Source organism: Pseudomonas sp. M2(2023), from assembly GCF_030263955.1.
In the GTDB taxonomy this organism is placed as follows: Bacteria; Pseudomonadota; Gammaproteobacteria; order Pseudomonadales; family Pseudomonadaceae; genus Aquipseudomonas; species Aquipseudomonas asiatica.
Genome location: NZ_CP127114.1, coordinates 3610294 through 3634182, shown reverse-complemented (window position 1 = coordinate 3634182; position 23889 = coordinate 3610294). Strand labels below are relative to the sequence as shown.

The following is a 23889-nucleotide window of genomic DNA, read 5'->3' as shown; positions in this document are numbered from 1 at the left end:
GCTCAGTAGTGGCTGTGCTGCGCCTGCTTGACCAGGTCCTCGTACAGACGTGCATAGGGCTCCACGGCCTGGCACCAGTTGAACGGTTGGGTCATCGACAGGCAGCGCATGGCATTCAGGAGGTCCTTCTTGCCATATACATAGAAGGCGCGGCTGAGTGCCTCGCGATAGCTCTCGACAGTGGACTCGTTGAACAGGAAGCCGGTAACGCCGCACTCGATGGTGTCGGCCAGGCCGCCGGTCTTGCGCGCTACCGGCAGCGAGCCGAAGCGCTGTGCGTACATCTGGCTGAGGCCGCATGGCTCGTAGCGAGACGGCATCAGCAGGAAGTCGCTGCCGGCGAACATGCGCCGGGCATCGGTTTCGTTGAAGCCGATGCGCACGCCGATACGGCCCGGGTGGCGTAGCGCCAGTTCGCGCATGGCCTGCTCTTCTTCCGGCTCGCCGCGGCCGATGATCGCGATCTGCCCGCCTTGCTCGACGATGTAGTCGGCCACACCCAGGGTCAGGTCCAGGCCTTTCTGGTAGACCAGGCGCGAAACCACTGCGAACAAGGGCCCTTCGGAGGGCTGCAGTTCGAACAGCGCGCGTACTTCCTGGGCATTGCGCGCCTTGCCTTCCCAGTCGTTGATGCTGAAGTTGTGCTGCAGGTGCTTGTCGGTGGCCGAGTCCCAGCTTTCGTCGATGCCGTTGGGAATGCCGCCGAGCAGGCCTTGCTGGGCCTTGCTGGCGAGGAAACCGTCCAGGCCGCAGCCAAATTCCGGGGTAGTGATTTCCCGGGCATAGGTGGCGCTGACCGTGGTGATGTGGCTGGCGTAGGCCAGGCCGGCCTTGAGGAACGACAGCTTGCCGTAGAACTCCATGCCTTCCTGCTGCATGGCGTGTTCGGGGATTGCCAGTTCCGGGCTGCAGCCGCGGCTGTACACGCCCTGGTAGGCCAGGTTGTGGATGGTGAACAGGGTTGGCGTGCTCAGCCCGCGCCAGTGCATGTAGGCCGGTGCCAGGCCGGCGGGCCAGTCGTGGGCGTGCACCACTTCGGGCTTCCAGTGGATCCTGCCTTCGCCGGCAGCGATTTCGGCGGCGGCCAGGCCCAGGCGGGCGAAGCGGATGTGGTTGTCGGGCCAGTCGCGGCCGTTGTTGGCACCATAGGGAGTGCCGTCACGCTGGTACAGCTCGGGGCAGATCAGCACATAGATGACCAGGCCGTCGGCCATGTCCATGCGCCCGATCTTGCACGGCGGCAGTGCGGCGTGGCCACCCAGTTCACCGACGATGTGGATGGGGTTGTCGCTTTCCATCACCTGCCGGTAGCCGGGGATCAGCACCCGCACATCGTGCAGGTGCGCCAGGGCGCGGGGCAGGGCGGCGGACACGTCTCCCAGGCCACCGGTTTTCACCAGGTCGGCGATTTCCGAGGTCACGAACAAAATCTTGCGCTTGTTGCGGTTGTGCTGGCGCTGGGCGCCGGGTGCCTTGCCTGTCGTGGCGAAGTCCGGGGTGAGCGGTTCGCGGTTGTCCGGGTTGAATGAATCTACGTGAGGCTCGACAGCGGCACTGATCATACTTCTCTCCGTCCCTATGCTTGGCCGGGTGCTGGCACCCGTGGCGATGTTTCGTGTTGGTTCTCTCTGATTCTGGATTCTGCGTAGTGCGTTCCATGCCCCAGGGTCGTGCGCGCAGGCACGGCGCGATCGGCATTCCGGCCGAAGGCGATTGGGCTGGTGGGGTATGTGGGCCGATGCTGGGAAGTCCCTTTGCGTTTGGCCTACTTAGTTCCTGACCTGCCCGCGTTCCGGAAAGTTCGACTTTTTTTCGTCACTCTTCCGTTGAGCAAATGGCGGGCCGAAACCCGAGTGTAGGAGAGAAATAGATGAAAAGGTGACCCGCTGGTCACTATTGTCATGCTGCGGAGTAGACGCAAACGTTGGCGGTTGTGACCGGATGTGAAAAGGTGCGGGCGGGGGTATGGGGATGGTGCGCCAAATTGTGGCTTTCAGGTGCTGACGCACCAGAGTGGGGCGCAAGGCAGATGTTGGATTCTTTTGCAGTCTCGTGGGAGCGGGCGTGCCCGCGAAGAAGCCGGGCCTGGAAAAGAGGAATCAGAGAGAGACAAGCAGGGTGGGAGCCGTTCAGCTCCCACGAGAAGAAGGTAGAATCAGAGGCTGACAGCTTTGTCTTCAGCGCGTTGTTGCGCCAGCAGCAGGTTCAGTTGGGCGACCTGCTGGCGCAGCTGGTCACGTTCGTCCTTCAGTTTACGCAGCTCATCACGGCGCACGGAGACATAGAGGGTCTGGGTTGGGGTTGCAGGCATCAAAGTACCCATGGACACACCTCGCGGTTTTGGCTGGTGACAAGTTAAAGCGTAGACGCTTCACGCGGGCGCATTCTGAATTCTTTCGCAGGTCTTGGGAACTTTTTTGTTTATCGTGGTCCCGCCGTTCGTCGCTGAACCCTCGAGCGGTACGCTGGACTAATCTGAAAAGCTGGATTGTGTTGTCATTTATTTCGAAAGGGGAGCATCGGCTCATGCAACTGGGAATCATCGGGCTGGGCCGCATGGGCGGCAATATCGCAAGGCGCCTGATGCGCGCCGGCCACCGTACTGTGGTGCATGACCGCAACCGTGAGGCCATCACCGGTCTGGAGGGCGAGGGCGCCCAGGGTGCGCACGATCTCGGTGCGCTGGTACAGAAGCTGAAAGCGCCGCGCGCGGTGTGGGTCATGTTGCCCGCCGGCGAGCCCACCGAGCAGACCATCGCCCAACTGGCCGAACTGCTGGAGCCGGGCGATGCGATCATCGACGGCGGCAACACCTTCTACAAGGACGACATGCGCCGCGCCGCCGAGCTGGCCAAGCGCGGGCTGCATTACCTGGACGTCGGCACCTCGGGCGGTGTGTGGGGCCTGGACCGTGGCTACTGCATGATGATCGGTGGCGAAAAGGACGTGTTCGAGCGCCTGGAGCCGCTGTTCAAGGCGCTGGCCCCGGGCGTGGGTGACATCCCGCGTACCCATGGCCGCAGCGGCGAGCACCAGCGTGCCGAGCACGGCTACATCCATGCCGGCCCACCCGGTGCCGGGCACTACGTGAAAATGGTGCACAACGGCATCGAATACGGCCTGATGCAGGCATACGCCGAAGGCTTCGACCTGCTGCGCAGCAAGGGCGGCAACGAACTGCCGGAAGACCAGCGTTTCGACCTGAACGTGGCCGAAATCGCCGAAGTGTGGCGGCGTGGCAGCGTGGTTACCTCGTGGCTGCTCGACCTCACTGCCGATGCGCTGGTGGCCGACCCGCAACTGTCGCAGTTCAGTGGCTCGGTGTCCGACAGTGGTGAAGGCCGCTGGACCATCGACGCCGCCGTCGAGCAGGCGGTGCCGGTGCCGGTGCTGTCCAGCGCGCTGTTCGCCCGCTTCCGCTCGCGCCAGCAGCAAGGCACCTATGGTGACAAGATTCTCTCGGCCATGCGCCTGGGCTTCGGTGGCCACGTCGAGAAAAAAGCCGAATGACCAAACAGAGCATTCCGGCTGCTCCGCCATGCACCCTGTTCCTGTTCGGCGCCAATGGCGACCTGGTAAAGCGCCTGCTGATGCCGGCGCTTTACAACCTCAGCCGTGACGGTCTGCTGGACCGCAACCTGCGCATTGTTGGCGTCGACCACAACCCAGCCACTGCCGAGGAATTCGCCGAACGCCTGCACGCGTTCATGGTCGAGCGTGACAAAGGCGGCGAGGGCACGGCCAAGTGCCTGGATGAGAAGCTCTGGGCACGCCTGGCCAAGCGCCTGGATTACCAGACCGGCGATTTCCTCGATCCGGCCACCTACCAGGCCCTCGCCAAGCGCATCGACACAACCCGCCACGGCAACGCCATCTTCTATCTGGCGACCTCGCCGCGCTTCTTCCCCGAAGTGGCGCAGCGCCTGGGGCAGGCCGGGCTGCTCGACGAATCGGCCGGCGGCTTTCGCCGCGTCGTGGTGGAAAAGCCCTTCGGCACCGACCTGGCCAGCGCCGAGGCGCTCAACGCCTGCCTGCTGAAGGTGATGGGCGAGCGGCAGATCTACCGCATCGACCATTACCTGGGCAAAGAGACGGTGCAGAACATCCTGGTCAGCCGGTTCTCCAACGGCTTGTTCGAATCGTTCTGGAACAACCACTACATCGACCATGTGCAGATCACCGCCGCGGAAACCGTCGGCGTCGAGACCCATGGTGCGTTCTACGACAGCACCGGGGCGTTGCGCGACATGGTGCCCAACCACCTGTTCCAGTTGCTGGCGATGGTGGCCATGGAACCCCCGGCCGCGTTCGCCGCCGATGCCGTGCGCAGCGAAAAGGCCAAGGTGGTCGGCGCCATCCGCCCATGGTCGGTGAAGATGGCTCTGAAAAACTCCGTGCGTGGCCAGTACAGTGCCGGCAAGCAGGGGCGCAAGCAGTTGCCCGGCTACCGCCACGAGCCCAACGTCGCGGCGGATAGCCAGACCGAGACCTATGTGGCGCTGAAGGTGATGATCGACAACTGGCGCTGGGCCGGCGTGCCGTTCTACCTGCGTACTGGCAAGCGCATGAGCGTGCGTGATACCGAAATCGCCATCTGCTTCAAGCCTGCGCCCTATGCGCAGTTCCGCGAGTCGGAGCTGGAGCGGCCCAAGCCCAATTACCTGAAGATCCAGATCCAGCCCAACGAAGGCATGTGGTTCGACCTGCAGGCCAAGCGCCCCGGGCCGGAGCTGGTAATGGAGAATGTCGAGCTGGGCTTTGCCTACAAGGACTTCTTCAAGATGACCCCGGCGACCGGCTACGAGACGCTGATCTACGACTGCCTGACCGGTGACCAGACCTTGTTCCAGCGGGCTGACAACATCGAAAACGGCTGGCGCGCGGTGCAGCCGTTCCTCGATGCCTGGGCCCAGGGCGGCGAGGTGCACGAGTACCCGGCCGGTGAAGACGGGCCCGAGGCCGGCAATGAATTGCTGGCGCGGGACAAGCGCGAGTGGCATCGGTTGGGGTGAGGTTTCTGTAAGGCCTGTGCCGGCCCTTTCGCGGGTAAACCGGCTCCCACAGGGATATCGATGGTTTCAAGGCCTGTGATGTACCTGTGGGAGCGGGTTTACCCGCGAAGAGGCCGTCACAGACAACCACACAAAGGAGCCCCAATGCCTGCCCACATCGAAGACTATGCCCTGCTGGGCAACTGCCGCAGCGCCGCCCTGGTCAGCCGCGATGGCTCGCTCGACTGGCTGTGCCTGCCACGCTTCGACGCCCCCGCGGTATTCGCCGCCCTGCTGGGCAACGAAGAAAACGGCCGCTGGCGCCTGGCCCCCTGCGACCCGGTCGAATACAGTAGCCGCCAATACCTGGACGACACCCTGGTGCTGGAAACCACCTGGGTGACCGCCACCGGCCGCGCCCGTGTGCTCGACTTCATGCCGCTGGGCGAGGTTAACGCGCTGGTGCGCATCGTCGAGGGCCTCGCTGGCGAAACCAACTTCGAAATGGACCTGGTGATGCGCTTCGACTATGGCCGCAGCGTGCCCTGGGTGGAACGGCTCGACCCGCGGACCCTCAGCGCCGTCGCCGGCCCCGACCGGCTGATCCTGTGCAGCACCGTCCCCCCGCATGCCCGTGACCAGCACACGGTCGCCCGCTTTCGCGTTGGCGCGGGCGAACGCCAGGTGTTCAGCCTGCGCCACCAGCCCTCGCACCTGCCGGTGCAGCCCGGCTGTGATATCGACGAAGCGCTGGCGCAGACCATCGACCAATGGCAGGCCTTCGCCGCCCGCTGCCCACAGGTGGGCCCATATTCCGCCCTGGTGCGCCGTTCGCTGCTGACCCTCAAGGCCATGACCTACGCGCCCACCGGCGGCATCGTTGCCGCCGTCACCACCTCGCTGCCCGAGCGCATCGGCCACGAGCGCAACTGGGACTACCGCTTCTGTTGGCTGCGCGACGCGACCATGACCCTGCTGGCCTTCATGAACCTCGGCTACTTCGACGAAGCCCAGGCCTGGCGGGAATGGCTGTTGCGCTCGGTGGCCGGCAACCCCGAGCAGATGCAGATCATGTACGGCCTGGCCGGTGAGCGCGACCTGCAGGAATACACCTTGCCGTGGCTGGCCGGCTACGAGCACTCGCAACCGGTGCGGGTGGGCAATGCAGCGTCGGCGCAGATGCAACTGGACATCTACGGTGAACTCGCCGATGCCATGACCCAGGCAATAAAGGGTGGCTTGCCTCGCCATCCACGTAGCGCCGCCATCTCACGACTGATCCTGCCTTACGTCGAGCGCATCTGGCGCCAGCCGGACGAAGGCATCTGGGAAGTGCGCGGCGGACGGCAGCAGTTCGTGCACTCCAAGGTCATGGCCTGGGTGGCCTTCGACCGTGCCGCAGGGCTGGCCGACACCACCGAGGAAGGCCGCGAGCGCGGGCGGCATTACCGCCAGGTGGCTGACGAGATTCGTCGTGAAGTGTGCGCGCAGGGCCTGGACCCCAGCGGCCGCTTTTTCGTCCAGGCCTATGGCTCGACCGAGATGGACGCCAGTTTGTTGCACATCGCCCTTACCGGCTTCCTGCCGGCGGATGACCCACGCTTCTTGCGCACGCTCGAACAGGTCGAACAGCGCCTGCTGAAAAACGGCCTACTGCTGCGCTATGACAGTGACCGCTGCAGCGACGGCCTGACACCCGGGGAGGGAACCTTCCTGGTGTGTTCGTTCTGGCTGGCCGATGTGTATGTATTGCTGGGCCGCCAGGCACAAGCGCAGGCACTGTACGAACGCCTGACCGGCCTGTGCAACGACCTCGGCCTGCTGGCCGAACAGTACGACCCGGCGGGCCAGCGCATGCTTGGCAACTTCCCCCAGGCGTTCAGTCATATCGGCATCATCAACACCGCACTGAACCTGCACCGCGCACAGTGCCCGGTGCGTGATCGGGCGAGCTGCAGCTAAGTCAGGTGGCGGTCTCCCCCTGTAGGAGCGGCCTTGTGTCGCGATCGGGCTGCAAAGCAGCCCCGGCAATTCATGCAGTGAGGCTGAAATCCCCGGGGCGCTACGCACCCCTTTCGCGACACAAGGCCGCTCCTACAGGGATTGCGCTGGCTTGGAGTAAGCGGAGTAGACTAGGGCAAACCCCTTCGGCACGGAGCACACATGGGCATTCGCGGTACTGACCGGCAGATCGACAACATCGAGTTCAATGTCAGCGACATCGCACGGAGCAAGGCCTTCTATGGCGGTGTGTTCGGTTGGGCGTTCACCGACTACGGGCCCTCCTACACCGAGTTCAGTGATGGCCGGCTGATCGGTGGCTTCACCACGGGTGAGCCGGTGCGCCCGGGCGGGCCGCTGGTCATCTTGTATGCCGAGGACCTGGAAGCCACGCAGCAGAGGATCGAAGCCGCCGGGGCGAAAATCAGCCGGGCCACCTTTGCTTTTCCCGGTGGGCGGCGCTTCCACTTCATTGACCCGGACGGTTATGAGCTGGCGGTGTGGACGGCCCAAGCCTGATGGCCAACCACAAGATCGAAATCCGCCGGCGCAATATCGAGAAGATCCTGCAGGCGGCGGAGAAGGTGTTCGCCGAGAAGGGCTACGGCGCCACCTCGATGGGTGATATCGCCGAGCAGGCCGAGTTGCCGCGTTCCAACCTGCATTATTACTTCAGCACCAAGGACGACCTGTTCCGCGCGGTGCTGCAGGACCTGCTGGATGTGTGGAAGCAGGACGCGCTGTGCTTCGAGAACTTCGACGACCCGCGCGTGGTGCTGACCAGTTACATCCGGGCGAAGATGGGCCACTCGCGCTCGCGGCCGCTGGGCTCGAAGATCTGGGCCGAAGAGATGCTGCATGGGGCGCCGGTGCTGGGGGTGAACCTGGATGAAAGCCTGGTGCCCTGGGCCAAGCTGAAGGAAGCCAAGATCCGTCGCTGGGTGGAGGAGGGGCGCATCCTGCCCGTGGAGCCCTCGGCGCTTTTGTACATGATCTGGGCCTCGACCCAGCACTATGCCGACTTTGGTTACCAGGTGACGTTGCTCAATGGCGGGGAGGCGTTGTCGGACATGGCCTTTGAAAATGCCGTGCAGACGGTGACCAGCGTGATCTTGCGGGGGATCGGGCTGGAGCCTTGAACCGAAGTTGCATGCTGCCGCGGTCCTATTGTGGGAGCGGCCTTGCGTCGCGAAAGGGCTGCGCAGCAGCCCCGGCAATTCACGCTGCGAAGCTGAAATCCCGGGGCCGCTTCGCGCCCCTTTCGCGACACAAGGCCGCTCCCACAAAAAGGACCGCGTCAGTCGGTGGGGTAGAAGACTGCCTCAACTGGCCTCGCGGTAGGGGTTACGCGGGTCCTGCGTCCAGTTCAGGTACGGCTTGCCGGTATCCTGAGCCACCATCTCGATGCAGTTCTCCACCGGGCAGGTGATCTGGCACAGGTTGCAGCCCACGCATTCCTCCTCGATCACGCTGTAGGCATGCGTGCCATCTGCATTCAGCGTACTGGCAATCGCCTGGTGCGAAGTATCCTCGCAGGCAATGTGGCAGCGCCCGCAGCCAATGCATGCTTGCTGGTCGATGTGCGCCACCGACTTGTAGTTCATGTCCAGGTACTTCCAGTCGGTGGTATGCCCCACCGCCTGGCCGCGGAACGCCTCGATATTGCGGTGCCCGTGCTGGTCCATCCAGCGCGCCAGGCCGTCCTTCATGTCCTCGACGATGCGGAAACCGTGCAGCATCGCTGCCGTGCACACCTGTACAGCGCCACTGCCCAGGGCCATGAACTCGGCTGCGTCACGCCAACTGCCGATGCCGCCAATGCCACAGATGGGCAAGCCGCGCGTTTGCGGGTCGCGGGCGATTTCCGCCACCATGTTCAGGGCAATCGGTTTCACCGCCGAACCGCAGTAGCCGCCATGGGTGCTCTGGTCGCCAACGATGGGGTGGGCGACCATGCGATCGAGGTCGACGCTGGTGATCGAGTTGATGGTATTGATCAGCGACACTGCATCGGCCCCACCACGGTGCGCGGCGCGCGCCGACTGGCGGATGTCGGTGATGTTCGGCGTGAGTTTGACGATCACCGGCAGCGAGCAGTACGTCTTGCACCAGCGGGTGACCATCTCCACGTACTCCGGCACCTGGCCGACCGCAGCACCCATGCCGCGCTCCGGCATGCCGTGCGGGCAGCCGAAGTTCAGTTCGATGCCATCGGCCCCGGTGGCCTCCACCAGCGGCAGGATGAACTTCCACGAGTCTTCCACGCACGGCACCATCAGCGACACGATCAGCGCGCGGTCGGGCCAGTCCTTCTTCACCTGGGTGATTTCGCGCAGGTTGATGTCCAGCGAGCGGTCGGTGATCAGCTCGATGTTGTTGATGCCTTGCACCTGGCGGTTGGGGCCGTAATGCGCCGAGTAGCGCGACGACACGTTGACTGCCGCCGGGTCTTCGCCCAGGGTTTTCCACACTACGCCACCCCAGCCGGCCTCGAAGGCGCGGACCACGTTGTAGGCCTTGTCGGTTGGCGGTGCGGAAGCCAGCCAGAAGGGGTTGGGTGCCTTGATGCCGGCAAATTCGATGGACAGGTCGGCCATTTACGCAGCCTCCACGTTGAGCATGAGTTGGGCATGGATGGCTTCGGCGGCCAGCTTGCCGTGTTGCACGGCCTGGACGGTAAGGTCCTGGCCCAGGGCGGTGCAGTCACCGCCGGCATAGACGCCCGGCAGGCTGGTCTGCATCGTTTCGTCGACGCGGATGCGCTCGCCGTCGCGCGCCAGTTGTGCGGCTACCGGGTCGCCGAGGCTGGTGTCGTCGAAGCGTTGGCCGATGGCCTTGAAGATGGCATCGGCAGCCAGTTCGAAGGTTTCGCCGGTGTCGCGCAGGCGGCCGTCTGCCAGCTCGGTGCGGGCAAAGCGCATACCGCGCACCTTGCCGCTGTCGTCCAGCAACACGGCATCGGGGCGGGCCCAGGTATGCAGGCGCACCTGGTTGGCCTTGGCGATGTCCTGCTCGTGGCTGGTGGCGCCCATGTCTGCATGGCCACGGCGGTACACCAGGTTGACGTCGCGGGCACCCAGGCGGCTCATCTGCACGGCTATGTCGATCGCGGTGTTGCCGGCGCCGATCACCAGGCAGCGGTCGGCCAGGGGCAACTGGCTCAGGTCGTCGGCCTGGCGCAGTTCGCGGATGTAGGCGGTGGCGGCGAGCAGGCCGGGTGCTTCTTCATCAGGCAGGCCGAGCTGGCGCACGGCATTCAGGCCCAGGCCGAGGAACACTGCGTCGTACTGATCGCGCAGTTCGCCCAGGCCGAGGTTGCTGCCCAGGCGCTGGCCATGGCGGATCTCGATGCCGCCGATGCCGAGCAGGAATTCCACTTCACGCTGGGCATAGTCGTCCACCAGCTTGTAGCGGGCGATGCCGTACTCGTTGAGGCCACCGGCCTTGTCGCTGGCCTCGAACACCACCACATCATGCCCGTGCATGGCCAGGCGGTGGGCACACGACAGCCCGGCAGGGCCGGCACCGACCACGGCGATGCGTTTGCCGGTGGCCGGCGAGCGCTGGAACGGGTGCTCGGTGAAGTGGGCGTTGTCCAGAGCATAGCGCTGCAGCTGGCCGATCAGCACCGGTGCGCATTCCTGCGCGTTGTTGCGCACGCAGGCTTGCTGGCAAAGGATTTCGGTGGGGCAGACGCGGGCGCAACTGCCGCCGAGGATGTTGGCCGAGAGGATGCGCTCGGCGGCGCCTTGCAGGTTTTCGTCGCTGATGCGGTGGATGAACGACGGGATGTCGATGTCACTGGGGCAAGCGTTGACGCAGGGGGCGTCATAGCAATACAGGCAGCGTGCGCTTTCGACGGCGGCCTGGCGGGCGGTGAGGGGTGGGGCCAGGTCGCTGAAGCGCTCGGCCAGCTGGTCGGCGCCGGCCCGTGGGCGCGGCAAGTGGTTCAGGGCGTCGATCACGGTTGTAGCCTCTCTTTTTATATGGGGCTTGGAATGGGGGCGCGGTGCGCCCCAATCGCCGGCAAGCCAGCTCCCACAGGTACAGTGTTGTCCTTGAGAGCAGTGCCATCCCTGTAAGAGCTGGTTCCTTCAGGAGAGCCACGTCCTTGAGAGCAGCACTATTCCTGTGGGAGCTGGCTTGCCTGCGATGGGCTGCGCAGCAGCCCCAATGGCTTCAGCGCTGGACGGGCGTCGGCCGCTGCACTTCGGCCCTGCGCCCCAGCACTTCATACACCGACGGATACGCCGGCCGTTCCACATACCGCCCCGCGCCTTTTTCCGCGCGCAGGTCGCCATCGGCCCAGAGCACTTTGCCCTGGCTGATGGTATGGCTGGGGATGCCGCGCACGGTACGGCCTTCGAAGATGTTGAAGTCCACCTGCTGGTGGTGGGTCTTGGCCGAGATGGTGCGCGTGCCTTGCGGGTCCCACAGCACCAGGTCGGCGTCGGCACCAACACGAATGGCACCCTTGCGCGGGAACAGGTTGAAGATTTTCGCGGTGTTGGTGGAGGTCAGCGCAACGAACTCATGCATCGAGAGGCGCCCGCTGTTGACCCCTGCATCCCACAGCACTGCCATGCGGTCCTCGATGCCGGCAGTGCCGTTGGGGATACGGCTGAAATCGTCGCGCCCCATGGCTTTCTGCTCGGCGCAGAAGCAGCAGTGGTCGGTGGCGGTGGTGTGCAGGTTGCCCGATTGCAGCCCACGCCACAGCGCCTCCTGGTGTTCACGCGGACGGAACGGGGGACTCATCACGTAGCCTGCGGCGGTGGCCCAGTCAGGGTCACGGTAGACGCTGTCATCCAGCAGCAGATGGCCGGGCAGGACTTCGCCGTAGACCGGCTGGCCCTTGCCTCTGGCATAGGCGATTTCATCCAGCGCTTCGCGGCTGGAAACGTGCACCAGATACAGTGGTGTGCCCAGCGTCTCGGCAATGCGGATGGCTCGGCTGGCCGCTTCACCCTCGACCTGGGATGGGCGTGACAGCGGGTGGGCTTCCGGCCCGGTCAGGCCCTGGGCCAGCAGTTTTTTTTGCAGGTGGTACACCAACTCGCCGTTCTCGGCATGCACGGTGGGTACTGCACCCAGTTGCAGGCAGCGCTCGAAGCTGGCCACCAGGGTGTCGTCGGCGGCCATGATCGCATTCTTGTAGGCCATGAAGTGCTTGAAGCTGTTCACCCCATGGTTGGCCACCAGTTCGCCCATCTCTTCGGCTACCTGCTCGCTCCACCAGGTGATGGCGACATGGAAGCCATAGTCGCTGGCGCTTTTCTGCGCCCAGCCGCGCCAGGTGTGGAAGGCCTCAAGCAACGACTGCTGCGGGTTGGGGATGACGAAGTCGATGATCGAGGTGGTGCCACCGGCCAGGCCCGCGGCGGTGCCGCTGAAGAAATCCTCGCTGGCCACCGTGCCCATGAACGGCAGCTGCATGTGGGTGTGCGGGTCGATGCCGCCGGGCATCAGGTACTGGCCACTGCCGTCGAGGATCTGGCAGTCGGTGGGCGGTTCGAGGTTTTGCCCAATGGCACGGATCAGGCCATCGGCACACAGGACATCAGCGGGGTAACTCTCTTCGTGGGTGACCACGGTGGCGCCACGGATCAACAGGGACATGCCGTTTTCCTCGCAGGCTGACCGGTCTGGGCCGGTTCTTGGAGTTTTCTTCATGCAGGGCGGGCAGGGCGGTTAATCCTGTCAGGCCTGACAAGATTCGAGGCTAGATGCTGATCCGCGATTCGGCAAGAAAATTTTCCCATTAATTTTGTGGTTTTTAAGTAATTGAAATTAAAGGGTTAATTTAATTATTGGCGCTGGCTGCGTAGCTTTCTGATGCTTTGACTTACTTGACAAGATGAAAATCTGGTCGAGATTTTCAAGCACATGAACCGTGAGTACTCCGGCCATCGCATCAGCCCGATGGGCAACAACTAGAAGAAAATCTGGAGAGAGCCCCCATGCAGCAGAGCAGATCGGAAGTGGTCGAGCGCGATGGCCTGTTCGAGCTGTCCGAAGGTAGCGATGTCCTCGACAGCCCGCGCTACAACCACGACATCGCCCCGACCAAGGTGCACCAGCGCACCTGGAACAAATGGCACATCACCGCCCTGTGGGTGGGCATGTCCATCTGCGTGCCCACCTACACCCTCGGTGGCGTGCTGACCGCCTACTTCGGCCTCAGCGTGGGCGAGGCCTTGCTGGCTATTCTGCTGGCCAACCTGATCGTGCTGATCCCGCTCACCCTCAACGCCTTCCCTGGCACCAAGTATGGCATTCCGTTCCCGGTGCTGCTGCGTTCGTCGTTCGGCATACTCGGCTCAAACGTGCCATGCCTGATCCGGGCGGTGGTCGCCTGTGGCTGGTTCGGCATCCAGACCATGTTCGGTGGCCTGGCCATCCACCTGTTCCTTGGCTCGGTGTTCGACGGCTGGAAGGCCCTGGGCGGCACCGGCGAGGTGATCGGCTTCATGATCTTCTGGTGCCTGAACCTGTGGGTGGTGCTGCGTGGCGCCGAGTCGATCAAGTGGCTCGAAACGCTGTCGGCACCGCTGCTGGTGGCGGTCGGCGTCGGCCTGCTGTTCTGGGCCTTGCCGCACATGTCGATGACCGAACTGCTGGCCCAGCCGCCCAAGCGCCCGGAAGGGGCGAACATGCTCGGCTACTTCTGCGCCGGGCTTACCGCCATGGTCGGCTTCTGGGCCACGCTATCGCTGAACATCCCCGACTTCAGCCGCTACGCCCGCAGCCAGAAGGACCAGATTCTCGGGCAGATCTTCGGCTTGCCGCTGACCATGTTCCTGTTCGCCTCGCTGGGCGTGGTGCTGACTGCTGCCTCGGCATCGCTGGTTGGCGAGACCGTGTCCGACCCGGTCAGCCTGATCGGCAAGATCCACAGCCCGTTCTGGGTGGCCCTGGCCATGGCGCTGATCGTGATCGCCACGCTGTCGACCAATACTGCAGCGAATATCGTGTCGCCGACCAACGACTTCCAGAACATTGCCCCACGCCTGATCGGGCGCAGCCGCGCGGTGTGGTTGACCGGTTTCATCGGCCTGGCGCTGATGGGCCATGAGTTGCTGAAGAAGCTGGGCTGGATCGTTTCCGACCTGAGCCTGGAGAGCGTGTACTCCAACTGGCTGCTGGGCTATTCGAGCCTGCTGGGGCCGATCGCCGGGATCATGGTGGTGGACTACTTCCTGATCCGCCGGCAGGAGCTGGACCTGGCCGGGCTGTACCGTGACGACGTGTACCCGGCATGGAACTGGGCCGGTTTTGCCGCCTTTGCGTTGCCGGTGGCGCTGACCGTCATGGCGATTGGCAACAGCAGTTTCAGCTGGTTCTACGACTACGGTTGGTTCACCGGTTCGCTGCTGGGTGGGGCGCTGTATTACCTCTTGGCCCGCGTGGTCGCGCGCAGCCCGGCTCGGGTGGTCAAGCCTTTGCCGTGAGACCGCGCCGGCTTCTTCGCGGGTAAACCCGCTCCCACAGGTACAGCGCAGGTCCTGAGGCCAACGCTGTACCTGTGGGAGCGGGTTTACCCGCGAAGAGGCCGGCACAGACAACAAAAATGCCTGAGGAAAATCCCATGACCCCAGCCCAACAAGTACTGCAATCCACCCAGCACCACATCGACAGCACCCGCCTGTGGCAGTCCCTGATGGACCTGGCCCGCCTCGGTGCTACCGCCAAGGGTGGCGTGTGCCGCCTGGCCCTGACCGACCTCGACCGTCAGGCCCGCGACCTGTTCGTGCAGTGGTGCGAGGCCGCCGGTTGCACGGTCACCATCGACGCCGTCGGCAACATCTTCGCCCGTCGCCCTGGGCGTAACCCCAAGCTGCCCCCGGTGATGACCGGCAGCCATATCGACACCCAGCCCACCGGTGGCAAGTTCGACGGTTGCTTCGGGGTGATGGCCGGGCTGGAGGTAATTCGTACCCTCAACGATCTCGGCGTGGAAACCGAAGCACCGCTGGAAGTGGTGGTGTGGACCAACGAGGAAGGCTCGCGCTTTGCGCCGTGCATGATGGGCTCCGGGGTGTTCGCCGGCAAGTTCACCCTGGAGGAAACCCTGGCCAAGCGCGACGCCCAGGGTGTCAGCGTTGGTGAGGCGTTGAACGCCATCGGCTACGCCGGCCCGCGCGCTGTATCAGGCCACCCGGTGGGGGCCTATTTCGAAGCGCATATCGAGCAAGGCCCGATCCTCGAAGATCAGGGCAAGACCATCGGCGTGGTGCTGGGCGCGCTGGGCCAGAAGTGGTTCGACCTGACCCTGCGCGGTGTCGAGGCCCACGCCGGCCCTACGCCCATGCACCTGCGCAAGGACGCCCTGGTCGGCGCGGCGGCAGTGGTGGAGGCAGTCAACCGCACCGCCCTCGGCCACCAGCCCCATGCCTGTGGGACGGTGGGGTGCCTGCAGGCCTACCCGGGCTCGCGCAACGTGATCCCCGGCGAAGTGCGCATGACCCTGGATTTCCGCCACCTGGAGGGTGAGCAGCTGAATGCGATGATTGCCGATGTGCGTGCGGTGATCGAGGCGACCTGTGCCAGGCATGGCCTCAGCCACGAACTGGTACCCACAGCCGATTTCCCGGCGTTGTACTTCGACCAAGGGTGTGTCGATGCCGTGCGCGAATCGGCGCAGGCGCTGGGCCTGCCGCACATGGACATCGTCAGCGGCGCGGGGCACGACGCGATCTTCCTGGCCGAACTGGGGCCGGCGGGGATGATTTTCGTTCCGTGCGAGAACGGTATCAGCCATAACGAGATCGAGAACGCCACGCCCGAGGACCTGGCTGCGGGCTGCGCGGTGTTGCTGCGCGCGATGCTGGCGGCGTCGGAGGCGATTGCCCGTGGGCGGTTGGCGGCATAGTGGAGCGGCGGGTTGTGGCGAGCACCTGCGAATCTCCACAATTCATCCCGCGGGCTCAAGACAGCCATCGCGCCCGATGTGATAGCGCTGCAGGTCCTGCGCCAGGGTCAGCTGCCCGCTGTAGTGGGCGAGGGCTTCGTCGCGCACGTTGTCGATGCTCGGGCTGCGCCGTGGGTCGTGCTGGTAGCGGGCGCTGAAATGCGTCAGCACCAAATTGCGCACGCCCGCAGTTTCGGCAAAGCGCGCCACCGCAGCTGCGGTGCTGTGGCCGAAGGTGACCCCCGTGCGCTCGACCACCGCCTGGGTGAACGTGGCTTCGTGCACCAGCACGTCCGCGCCCCTGGCGACGTCGGCCAACAGCTCGGGGTTGTCGTTGTCGCCGCACACGATCACCCGCCGCGGCGGGCGCGAAGGGCGCAGGTAATCCTTGCCGTGCAGCCGCCGCCCGCCATGCTGCACCGTCAAACCCTTGGCCAGCTCGCCCCACAGCGGGCCGCGGGGGATACCTTCGGCTTCCAGGCGCGGGATGTTCAGTCGCGGTTCGGGGTTGAGCTCGGTGAACACGAAGCCGACGCTCGGCACCCGGTGCGACAACTGCACGCTGGTCACTTCCAGGGCATCACTGCGCCATTCCACCAGCTCTTCCACGGCCAGCAGGCGCAGTTCGAACGGCAGGAAGGTATCGCTGGCCACCAGCCCCTGGCGCACCCAGTCGTGCAGGGCGGCGGGCAGGACAAGGTCCAGCGGCTGGGTGCGCCCGCTCATGCCGGCGCTGGCCAGCAGGCCCGGTAGGCCGAAGCAATGGTCGCCGTGCACGTGGGTGATGAAGATGGCGCGCAAGTCGCGGATCGACAGCGGCGTGTGCAGCAACCGGTGCTGGGTGCCTTCGCCACAGTCGACCAGGTACCAGTGGCTGCCACTGGCCTCGATCACTGCGGTACCGCTCACATTGCGTGCCTTGGTCGGCACGCCGGCGGAGGTGCCCAGGAACAGCAAATCCATGGTCTGGCTCCTTGTTTCAGCCCAGCAGTAACGTCTCCACCAGCGGGCCGATGGGTGTCGGGCGGATGCAAGGTGCTGGTGGCGGCGTGGTACTCAACGGGCTCGTTCCTTCGAGGTAGTAAGGGCGCACACCTTAGCCGGATTGCCGCATGTCGTCGATGGCCTGCCAGGCCTTGCCTACTCGGCCTGCCGCCAGATGAGCTTGCTGGTGTCATAGCCTTGCTCCCGGGCGATCGTCAGCAGTTGCTCGCGCATCTGGTCCGTGACTGCAGGCGTGCGTGAAAGCAGCCACAGGTATTCGCGGTTCGGGTGGCCGACCAAGGCTACGCGGTAGTCCTGGTCGTGGTACAGCACCCAGTACTCGCCCTTGGTAAGGCCGGGCGCGAGGCGGCTGAACCAGTTGTCGAAGCGCACCCAGAGCTTGTCGGTGCTGCCCGGTTGCTGGGCTTCGGCGATGCCCTTGGCCTGGTTCCACTGGCCGTCCTTTTCCTGGCAGCGGTTGGTCACGTCGAGGCGACCATCCTCTCGCAGGCCATACTGCGCCTCGGACTGCACGCAGTTGCGCTGGAAGAACATCGGCAGCCGGGCGAGTTCGTACCAGGTGCCCTGGTAACGTTGCAGGTCGACCTGCTGGGTACGCGGCGGTGCCGGGTGATCGTTGCCGGCGCAGCCGAGCAGGGCCAAGGTCATGCAGGAAAGCAGCAACGTGGTGCGTAGCGCCATGGTGAACCTCCTTGATACGGACGGGGCTTACTTGGGTTTCGATGCGAGCGAGAGGCAAAAGTTGTACAGGATTATGCCTTTCAGAACGAACCGGTCTGCACTTCGCCTGCACGCACGTAACGGGCGATGAGCACGCCCGTGGGCGAAACCTGCGAATGCTGCAGTGTGAAGGCCGCCGCTGCCGCATCGTCGCCGAAAAGGCGCTTGCCGTGGCCGAGCAGCAACGGGTGGATCAGCAGTTGCAGTTCATCGACCAGGCCCGCCGCCAGCAGTTGCTGCACCAGATCGCTGCTGCCCTGGGTCAGCAGGTTGGCGCCGTCCTTCTGTTTCAGCGCGTGGACCGCTGCGGTGATGTCTGCGCCCAGTGCATGGCTGTTGTGCCAGTCGAGGGTTGCGGGGGTGTGGGTGGCCACGTGCTTGGGCACGCTGTTGAACAGGTTGGCGATGGAGAAGTCTTCCGAGCTGCCTTTTACCTTTGGCCAGTAGCCGGCGAAGATGTCGTAGGTGCGCCGGCCCAACAGCAGTTCGAAGGGCTGGCTGAACAGGGCTTGCATGGCTTGGCCGAAGATTTCCTCGGCGTAGGGTACGATCCAGCCGCCGTAGGTGAAGCCGCCGCTGGTGTCTTCCTGCGGACCACCGGGGGCCTGCATGACACCGTCGAGGCTGATGAAGGCGGCTACGATGAGTTTGCGCATGGGGACTCTCCTGTGTGCAGCCGGGGTGGCTGGGGGCATGGGATAGTCGAATGGCAGGCAGCAGAATCGACAGGGCTGTTTGAGTGGTCTGCACTGGTCCTTTCGCGGGTAAACCCGCTCCCACATGATCACCACAGTTTCGAAGGCTGTGCAGTACCTGTGGGAGCGGGTTCACCCGCGAAGAGGCCGGCGCAGGCTACCTCAAAGCCAGTAGGTCACCGCCCACCACCCCAGCCCACCCATCACTACGGTATAGGGCAAGGCCATCCACACCATTCGCCCATACGACAGCCGGATCAGCGGCGCAATCGCCGAAGTCAGCAGGAACAGGAACGCCGCCTGCCCATTCGGCGTTGCCACGCTCGGCAGGTTGGTGCCGGTGTTGATCGCCACCGCCAGCGTCTCGAAATGCTCGCGGCTCATGCTGCCATTGAGGAACGCCTGCTTCACCTCGGTGATGTAGATGGTGGCAACGAACACGTTGTCGCTGATCGCCGACAGCAGGCCGTTGGCCAGGTACAGCATGCCCGGTTGCTGCTCGGCCGGAAGCGCCAGCACCCAGGCAATCAACGGGCTGAACAGTTGCTGCTGATGAATCACTGCCACCACGGCGAAGAACACCACCAGCAAAGCGGTGAACGGCATGGCGTCCTGGAAGGCACGGCCCAGGCGATGTTCGTCGGTAATGCCTGTGAATGCCGTGATCAGCACGATCACCATCAGGCCGATCAGGCCGACCTCGGCAACGTGCAGCCCCAGGCAGAAGATCAGGATCAATGCAGCGAACCCTTGCACCCACAGCGCGATGCGCTGGGCAGTCGTGCGTGCAGCATCGTCCTCGGCGGCATAGGCGGCCAACACCTGGCGCACTGGCTCGGGCATCAGCGTGCCATAGCCGAACAGGCGCAGCTTCTCCAGCAGCACGCAGGTCAGCAGGCCGGCGCCCAGCACCGGGAGCGACACCGGTGCCACCTTCAGGAAGAAATCGGCAAAGTGCCAGCCCATTTCGTGGCCGATCAGCAGGTTCTGCGGTTCGCCCACCAGCGTGCACACGCCGCCCAGGGCGGTGCCCACCGCACCATGCATCAGCAGGCTGCGCAGGAATGCGCGGAACTGGTCGAGGTCTTCACGGTGCAACTGTGCGACCTGCTGGTCGCTGTCCAGCGCACTGTCTTCGCGCGGATTGGCCCCGGAGGCGACGCGGTGGTACACCGCATAGAAACCGACCGCGGCGCTGATGATCACGGCGGTCACGGTCAGTGCATCGAGAAACGCCGAGAGGAATGCCGACAGCACGCAGAACAGCAACGCCAGGGTCGCCTTCGAACGCACCCCCAGCAGGATGCGCGAGAACAGGAACAGCAGCAGTTCCTTCATGAAGTGGATGCCCGCGACCATGAACATCAGCAGCAGGATCACCGGGAAGTTGTGCTGCAACTCTTCGTACAGGGCTTGCGGGGTAGTCATCTGCAACAGCAGGGCTTCGACCAGCAGCAGGCCGCCAGGCATCAGCGGGTAGCACTTCAGGGCCATGCCCAGGGTGAAGATGAATTCGAGCACCAGTGCCCAGCCGGCAGCGACCGGGCCGACGGTCACCAGCAGCAGCGGGTTGAGCACCAGGAACAGGCAGATGACTGCCTTGTACCAAAGCGGCGACTGGCCCAGAAAGCTGTGGGCGAGGGCGCCGGTCAGGGAGCGCGACATGAATTTGTATCCTTATGATTCGGCGATGGCGCACGGTGCCGGATCAGCGCGTCTTAGGCAAGGCGTAAAGTCCCGTTTTTGGCACAAGTGCGGTCATCGGGCTGGGTTAACATCCGGGCCATGAACCCTTTATCCGCAGGAGTGCCGCCCGTGACCGAGTACAGCGCATTCAAGGTCGAACTGACCAACAGCATCGCCCACGTTCAGATCAACCGCCCGGACAAGCGCAATGCGATGAACGCGGCCTTCTGGGAGGAGATCATCGACATCTTCCAGTGGGTCGACGACACCGACGCGGTGCGGGCGGTTGTGATCAGCGGTGCCGGCAAGCATTTTTCCGCCGGTATCGACCTGATGATGCTGGCTTCGCTGGCCGGGCAGATGGGCAAGGACGTGGGGCGTAACGCGCGCTTCCTGCGCAGCACCATCTTGCGCCTGCAGGCGTCGTTCAATGCCGTGGACAAATGCCGCAAGCCGGTACTGGCCGCGGTGCAGGGTTACTGCATTGGCGGCGCCATCGACCTCATCTCGGCTTGCGACATGCGCTACTGCAGCAGCGACGCGCAGTTCTCGATCAAGGAAATCGACATGGGCATGGCCGCCGATGTCGGCACACTGCAACGTTTGCCTCGTATCATCGGTGACGGCATGATGCGTGAGCTGGCTTTCACCGGGCGCAATGTCGAGGCAGAAGAGGCGCTGCGCATCGGCCTGGTCAACCGGGTTTATGATGATCAGGCCGCGCTGATGGACGGGGTCTTTGCCATCGCTGGCGAGATTGCCGCAAAATCGCCGATCGCCGTGGCCGGCACCAAGGAAATGCTCAGCTACATGCGTGACCATCGCATCGATGATGGCCTGGAGTACATCGCCACCTGGAACGCCGCGATGCTGCAGTCCGAAGACCTGCGCGTGGCGGTGGCGGCGCACATGAGCAAACAGAAACCGACGTTCGCCGACTGATCAGGCCGGGGGACGCGAAGTAAGGGAACCCCCGACATGTCAGCACGCTGGACTACCGCAGTACTCGACCCGCAGATCACCGGGGGGCTGGCCGTGGCCCGCAGCCCGGAAGGGTTCCTGGTGGACGACAACGGCGCGCTGTTCCCTCGCGACTGGCTCAAGCGCCAGGACCTCGACGTACTGTGCGAGCACGGCATCGGCCACTTCGACGGCCAGCCGGTGTTCCTGCTGGAGCTGCGCAGCGCCACCGATGTGCCCGGCTGCTCCTGGCGCGGCCTTCGCGCGTTCATGCTCGAAGGTGACTCCGACACATACAAGGTGCTGGGCTATGCCGCGCAGATCGGCACCTGGGCCCGCGAGCACCGATTCTGCGGCAGCTGTGGCCAGGCGATGACGCAAATTCGCTGGGAACGGGCAATGTACTGCCAGCCGTGCGATCTGCGCAGCTACCCGCGCATTTCGCCGAGCATGATCGTGCTGGTGACCCGTGGCGACGAAATCCTGCTGGCGCGTTCGCCACGTTTTGTAACCGGGGTGTACAGCACGTTGGCGGGCTTCGCCGAACCGGGCGAGTCGGCCGAGGACTGCCTGGTGCGCGAAGTGCGTGAGGAGGTAGCGGTGGAGGTAAGGAACATCCAGTACGTCGGCAGCCAGTGCTGGCCGTTCCCCCACTCGATGATGCTGGGCTTTCACGCCGAATACGCTGGCGGCGAGATCGTCATGCAGCCGGACGAGATCGAGGACGCCAAGTGGTTCAGCGTTCACGACCTGCCGCCGCTGCCGGCCGGGCGGTCCATCGCCCGGTATCTGATCGACCTGTATGTTGCACGGCGGCTGGGCTGTGATATCCCTGCTTTCCCGTCCTAGCTGCAGTGAGAAATGTTCTCCGACTAGGCGCAGGGCGCAGGCAATGGTCATTCCATTGCCAAGTCCTGCAACGACGGCGGAGGACATTTCTCGCGCAGATAGGGCGGGAAAGCAGGGGTATCACAGCCCATCAGGCTTGGCCGAACCAGTGCTGCCACGCTAGGCGCACGGTCAATGCCAGCACCACGGTGATGAACACTGGGCGGATGAACTTGCTGCCGCCACTGATCGCCGTGCGTGCGCCGAAGAAGGCGCCAACCATCACCGACAGGCCCATGCACAGGCCGACGATGTAGTCCACCTGCCCGGAAATGATGAACACCGTCAGCGCTGCGATGTTGCTGACGAAGTTCATGCTGCGCGCCACGCCGCTGGCACGGACCAGGTCGATGGGGTAGAGCAGCAGGGTGCTAACCGTCCAGAACGCCCCGGTACCCGGGCCGGCCACGCCGTCATAGAAGCCCAGGGTAAAGCCTTGCGGTACTTGCCACTTTTTCCTGATCGGCGCATCGGCATCCAGCGGCGCCTTGGGCGTGCCGCCGAACAGCAGGTAGACGCCACAGGCGAAGACGATCACCGGCAACATCTTGTTCAGCCATTCGGCCGGCATGTAGTGGGCGATCACTGCACCCAGCAAAGCACCGACCAAAGTGGCGAACAATGCCGGGCGCCATTGCGCCGGGTGGAACAGCTTGCGCCTGTAGTAGGTGAAGCCGGCGGTGGCCGAGCCGAAGGTAGAGCTGAGCTTGTTGGTGCCCAGTACCAGGTGCGGCGGCATGCCCGCGGTGAGTAGCGCCGGGGTGGTGAGCAGGCCGCCACCGCCGGCGATGGCATCGATGAAACCGGCGACGAAGGCGACCAGGGCCAGGATCAGCAGGGTGAGGGGTTCTACGGTGAGTTCGAAGGGCATGGGGTTTTGGCAGGCAGGGAGGCAGGGGGCGGCAAAGGGCCGCACTAGAAGGGTGACATGGTAATCCTGGGGGGAGGTGTGTTGCCAGTGCCGGCCCTTTCGCGGTCATGCCTGCTCCCAAGGTTACCTGCACATTTCAAGACTTGTGCAGTACCTGCGGGAGCGGGCGCGCCCGCGAAAGGGCCGGTACAGGCCATCACATCAGCTACGGATAAACGCCAGCAAATCCGCATTGATCACATCGGCATGGGTAGTCGGCATGCCGTGCGGGTAGCCCTTGTAGGTCTTCAGTGTGCCGTTGGGCAGCAACTTCGCCGACAGTACCCCGGAATTTTCATACGGTACGATCTGGTCATCGTCGCCGTGCATCACCAGCACCGGCTGGGTGATGCCCTTCAGGTCTTCGGTGAAGTCAGTCTGGGAAAACGCCACGATGCCATCGTAATGGGCCTTGGCGCTGCCAATCATGCCTTGGCGCCACCAGTTGCCGATGACGCCTTCGCTGCCTTCTGCACCGGGGCGGTTGTAGCCGTAGAACGGTCCGGCCGGCACATCGCGGTAGAACTGCGCACGGTTGCTGGCGACCTGGGCCTGAAAACCGTCGAACACCGATTTGGGCAGGCCACCAGGATTGCCGGGCGTCTGCACCATCAATGGCGGTACGGCGGCGATCAGCACGGCCTTGACCACCTTGTCTTCAGGGTGCCGGGCCATGTAGCGCACCACTTCACCGCCACCGGTCGAGTGGCCGACATGCACGGCGCCCTGGATGCCCAGGTGAGCGACGACCGCCGCCACATCGTCGGCGTAATGGTCCATGTCGTGGCCGTCCCATACCTGGCTGGAGCGGCCATGGCCGCGGCGGTCGTGGGCAACCACGCGGTAACCATGGGCGAGGAAGAACAGCAACTGGGCATCCCAGTCGTCGGCGCTGAGAGGCCAGCCGTGATGGAAGTGGATAACCGGTGCATCGCGCGGGCCCCAGTCCTTGTAGAAGATCTGTACGCCGTCCTTTGTAGTTACATAGCTCATGGTCGGGTCTCCTGTGTACAGGAAGCGAAGGGAGCTATTGAGAATAGGAGGGATTTGGCTTGGCACTGGAGATTATGGGTGCGGATTTGCACGGTCCCCTGTGGGAGCGGGCGAGCCCGCGAACACCGG

20 protein-coding genes are annotated in these 23889 nt (G+C 64.2%); 9 read left to right on the top strand and 11 right to left on the bottom strand.

The genetic code is table 11. From position 1 onward, the window contains the following. Positions 1-2: 2 nt before the first annotated feature. Positions 3-1562 carry a glycogen synthase GlgA gene (gene glgA / locus QN085_RS16870; RefSeq protein WP_013973326.1) on the bottom strand — a complete coding sequence of 520 codons (1560 nt, stop codon included), beginning with the start codon at positions 1560-1562 and terminating at the stop codon, positions 3-5. 593 nt (positions 1563-2155) lie between these two features. Beyond that, the gene (locus tag QN085_RS16865; protein WP_015270996.1) at positions 2156-2323 is read right to left on the bottom strand and encodes a DUF6026 family protein; all 168 of its coding nucleotides are present in this window, start codon (positions 2321-2323) and stop codon (positions 2156-2158) included. 203 nt (positions 2324-2526) lie between these two features. Here QN085_RS16865 and gnd point away from each other — a divergent pair, with 203 nt between their 5' ends. The 5 genes from gnd (at position 2527) to QN085_RS16840 (ending at position 8131) form a co-directional block, all read left to right on the top strand. Then, complete coding sequence (gene gnd / locus QN085_RS16860; protein ID WP_013973319.1) at positions 2527-3510, top strand: phosphogluconate dehydrogenase (NAD(+)-dependent, decarboxylating); 984 nt, start codon at positions 2527-2529, stop codon at positions 3508-3510. Further along, the gene (gene zwf / locus QN085_RS16855; RefSeq protein ID WP_285687451.1) at positions 3507-5012 is read left to right on the top strand and encodes a glucose-6-phosphate dehydrogenase; all 1506 of its coding nucleotides are present in this window, start codon (positions 3507-3509) and stop codon (positions 5010-5012) included. The genes gnd and zwf overlap by 4 nt, the downstream gene beginning before the upstream one ends. Positions 5013-5156: 144 nt before the next feature. Continuing rightward, positions 5157-6953, top strand: a complete 1797-nt coding sequence (locus QN085_RS16850) for a glycoside hydrolase family 15 protein (protein ID WP_041505783.1) — start codon at positions 5157-5159, stop codon at positions 6951-6953. 201 nt (positions 6954-7154) lie between these two features. After that, a complete protein-coding gene (locus QN085_RS16845) occupies positions 7155-7511 on the top strand; it encodes a VOC family protein (protein WP_013973316.1) in 357 nt (118 codons plus the stop codon). Next, positions 7511-8131 carry a TetR/AcrR family transcriptional regulator gene (locus tag QN085_RS16840; RefSeq protein WP_015270992.1) on the top strand — a complete coding sequence of 207 codons (621 nt, stop codon included), beginning with the start codon at positions 7511-7513 and terminating at the stop codon, positions 8129-8131. Before QN085_RS16845 ends, QN085_RS16840 begins: the two co-directional genes overlap by 1 nt. A 183-nt stretch (positions 8132-8314) precedes the next feature. On the opposite strand, the gene preA is transcribed toward QN085_RS16840, so the two are convergent. From preA to hydA, 3 genes are all read right to left on the bottom strand, one after another. Then, a complete protein-coding gene (gene preA / locus QN085_RS16835; protein ID WP_013973314.1) occupies positions 8315-9589 on the bottom strand; it encodes an NAD-dependent dihydropyrimidine dehydrogenase subunit PreA in 1275 nt (424 codons plus the stop codon). Further along, entirely contained in the window at positions 9590-10957 is a 1368-nt protein-coding gene (locus QN085_RS16830) for an NAD(P)-dependent oxidoreductase (RefSeq protein ID WP_041505784.1), read from the bottom strand. 214 nt (positions 10958-11171) lie between these two features. Further along, positions 11172-12611, bottom strand: a complete 1440-nt coding sequence (hydA, locus tag QN085_RS16825; protein ID WP_023662371.1) for a dihydropyrimidinase — start codon at positions 12609-12611, stop codon at positions 11172-11174. Between the two features lie 341 nt (positions 12612-12952). On the opposite strand from hydA, the gene QN085_RS16820 reads away from it, so the two are divergent. After that, complete coding sequence (locus tag QN085_RS16820) at positions 12953-14443, top strand: NCS1 family nucleobase:cation symporter-1 (protein WP_013973311.1); 1491 nt, start codon at positions 12953-12955, stop codon at positions 14441-14443. 137 nt (positions 14444-14580) lie between these two features. After that, complete coding sequence (locus QN085_RS16815; protein ID WP_024087389.1) at positions 14581-15864, top strand: Zn-dependent hydrolase; 1284 nt, start codon at positions 14581-14583, stop codon at positions 15862-15864. Positions 15865-15906: 42 nt separating this feature from the next. Here the strand turns inward: QN085_RS16815 and QN085_RS16810 are convergent, their stop codons facing one another. The 4 genes from QN085_RS16810 to nhaB form a co-directional block, all read right to left on the bottom strand. Next, positions 15907-16866 carry a ribonuclease Z gene (locus QN085_RS16810; protein WP_013973309.1) on the bottom strand — a complete coding sequence of 320 codons (960 nt, stop codon included), beginning with the start codon at positions 16864-16866 and terminating at the stop codon, positions 15907-15909. A gap of 177 nt (positions 16867-17043) precedes the next feature. Continuing rightward, positions 17044-17589, bottom strand: coding sequence for a lipocalin family protein (locus QN085_RS16805; RefSeq protein WP_013973308.1), 546 nt, complete (start codon positions 17587-17589; stop codon positions 17044-17046). Positions 17590-17669: 80 nt separating this feature from the next. Further along, the gene (locus tag QN085_RS16800; RefSeq protein ID WP_024087388.1) at positions 17670-18284 is read right to left on the bottom strand and encodes a dihydrofolate reductase family protein; all 615 of its coding nucleotides are present in this window, start codon (positions 18282-18284) and stop codon (positions 17670-17672) included. A 201-nt stretch (positions 18285-18485) separates the two neighbouring features. After that, the gene (gene nhaB, locus QN085_RS16795) at positions 18486-19988 is read right to left on the bottom strand and encodes a sodium/proton antiporter NhaB (RefSeq protein WP_013973306.1); all 1503 of its coding nucleotides are present in this window, start codon (positions 19986-19988) and stop codon (positions 18486-18488) included. Positions 19989-20138: 150 nt separating this feature from the next. Here nhaB and QN085_RS16790 point away from each other — a divergent pair, with 150 nt between their 5' ends. Together QN085_RS16790 and nudC are read left to right on the top strand one after the other, a co-directional pair. Next, positions 20139-20951, top strand: coding sequence for a crotonase/enoyl-CoA hydratase family protein (locus QN085_RS16790; RefSeq protein ID WP_013973305.1), 813 nt, complete (start codon positions 20139-20141; stop codon positions 20949-20951). Positions 20952-20987: 36 nt separating this feature from the next. Then, the gene (nudC, locus tag QN085_RS16785) at positions 20988-21818 is read left to right on the top strand and encodes an NAD(+) diphosphatase (protein ID WP_285687439.1); all 831 of its coding nucleotides are present in this window, start codon (positions 20988-20990) and stop codon (positions 21816-21818) included. A 130-nt stretch (positions 21819-21948) separates the two neighbouring features. On the opposite strand, the gene QN085_RS16780 is transcribed toward nudC, so the two are convergent. Both QN085_RS16780 and QN085_RS16775 read right to left on the bottom strand, forming a co-directional pair. Then, positions 21949-22728, bottom strand: a complete 780-nt coding sequence (locus QN085_RS16780) for a TSUP family transporter (RefSeq protein WP_013973303.1) — start codon at positions 22726-22728, stop codon at positions 21949-21951. Between the two features lie 201 nt (positions 22729-22929). Continuing rightward, positions 22930-23760 carry an alpha/beta fold hydrolase gene (locus QN085_RS16775; protein WP_023661251.1) on the bottom strand — a complete coding sequence of 277 codons (831 nt, stop codon included), beginning with the start codon at positions 23758-23760 and terminating at the stop codon, positions 22930-22932. Positions 23761-23889: the final 129 nt, after the last annotated feature.

What these genes read in the sequence shown, in the direction of transcription:
- glgA (WP_013973326.1), bottom strand. Translation starts at nt 1,562, where the DNA reads ATGATCAGTGCCGCTGTCGAGCCTCACGTAGATTCATTCAACCCGGAC.
- QN085_RS16865 (WP_015270996.1), bottom strand. Translation starts at nt 2,323, where the DNA reads ATGGGTACTTTGATGCCTGCAACCCCAACCCAGACCCTCTATGTCTCC.
- gnd (WP_013973319.1), top strand. Translation starts at nt 2,527, where the DNA reads ATGCAACTGGGAATCATCGGGCTGGGCCGCATGGGCGGCAATATCGCA.
- zwf (WP_285687451.1), top strand. Translation starts at nt 3,507, where the DNA reads ATGACCAAACAGAGCATTCCGGCTGCTCCGCCATGCACCCTGTTCCTG.
- QN085_RS16850 (WP_041505783.1), top strand. Translation starts at nt 5,157, where the DNA reads ATGCCTGCCCACATCGAAGACTATGCCCTGCTGGGCAACTGCCGCAGC.
- QN085_RS16845 (WP_013973316.1), top strand. Translation starts at nt 7,155, where the DNA reads ATGGGCATTCGCGGTACTGACCGGCAGATCGACAACATCGAGTTCAAT.
- QN085_RS16840 (WP_015270992.1), top strand. Translation starts at nt 7,511, where the DNA reads ATGGCCAACCACAAGATCGAAATCCGCCGGCGCAATATCGAGAAGATC.
- preA (WP_013973314.1), bottom strand. Translation starts at nt 9,589, where the DNA reads ATGGCCGACCTGTCCATCGAATTTGCCGGCATCAAGGCACCCAACCCC.
- hydA (WP_023662371.1), bottom strand. Translation starts at nt 12,611, where the DNA reads ATGTCCCTGTTGATCCGTGGCGCCACCGTGGTCACCCACGAAGAGAGT.
- QN085_RS16820 (WP_013973311.1), top strand. Translation starts at nt 12,953, where the DNA reads ATGCAGCAGAGCAGATCGGAAGTGGTCGAGCGCGATGGCCTGTTCGAG.
- QN085_RS16815 (WP_024087389.1), top strand. Translation starts at nt 14,581, where the DNA reads ATGACCCCAGCCCAACAAGTACTGCAATCCACCCAGCACCACATCGAC.
- QN085_RS16810 (WP_013973309.1), bottom strand. Translation starts at nt 16,866, where the DNA reads ATGGATTTGCTGTTCCTGGGCACCTCCGCCGGCGTGCCGACCAAGGCA.
- QN085_RS16805 (WP_013973308.1), bottom strand. Translation starts at nt 17,589, where the DNA reads ATGGCGCTACGCACCACGTTGCTGCTTTCCTGCATGACCTTGGCCCTG.
- QN085_RS16800 (WP_024087388.1), bottom strand. Translation starts at nt 18,284, where the DNA reads ATGCGCAAACTCATCGTAGCCGCCTTCATCAGCCTCGACGGTGTCATG.
- nhaB (WP_013973306.1), bottom strand. Translation starts at nt 19,988, where the DNA reads ATGTCGCGCTCCCTGACCGGCGCCCTCGCCCACAGCTTTCTGGGCCAG.
- nudC (WP_285687439.1), top strand. Translation starts at nt 20,988, where the DNA reads ATGTCAGCACGCTGGACTACCGCAGTACTCGACCCGCAGATCACCGGG.
- QN085_RS16780 (WP_013973303.1), bottom strand. Translation starts at nt 22,728, where the DNA reads ATGCCCTTCGAACTCACCGTAGAACCCCTCACCCTGCTGATCCTGGCC.
- QN085_RS16775 (WP_023661251.1), bottom strand. Translation starts at nt 23,760, where the DNA reads ATGAGCTATGTAACTACAAAGGACGGCGTACAGATCTTCTACAAGGAC.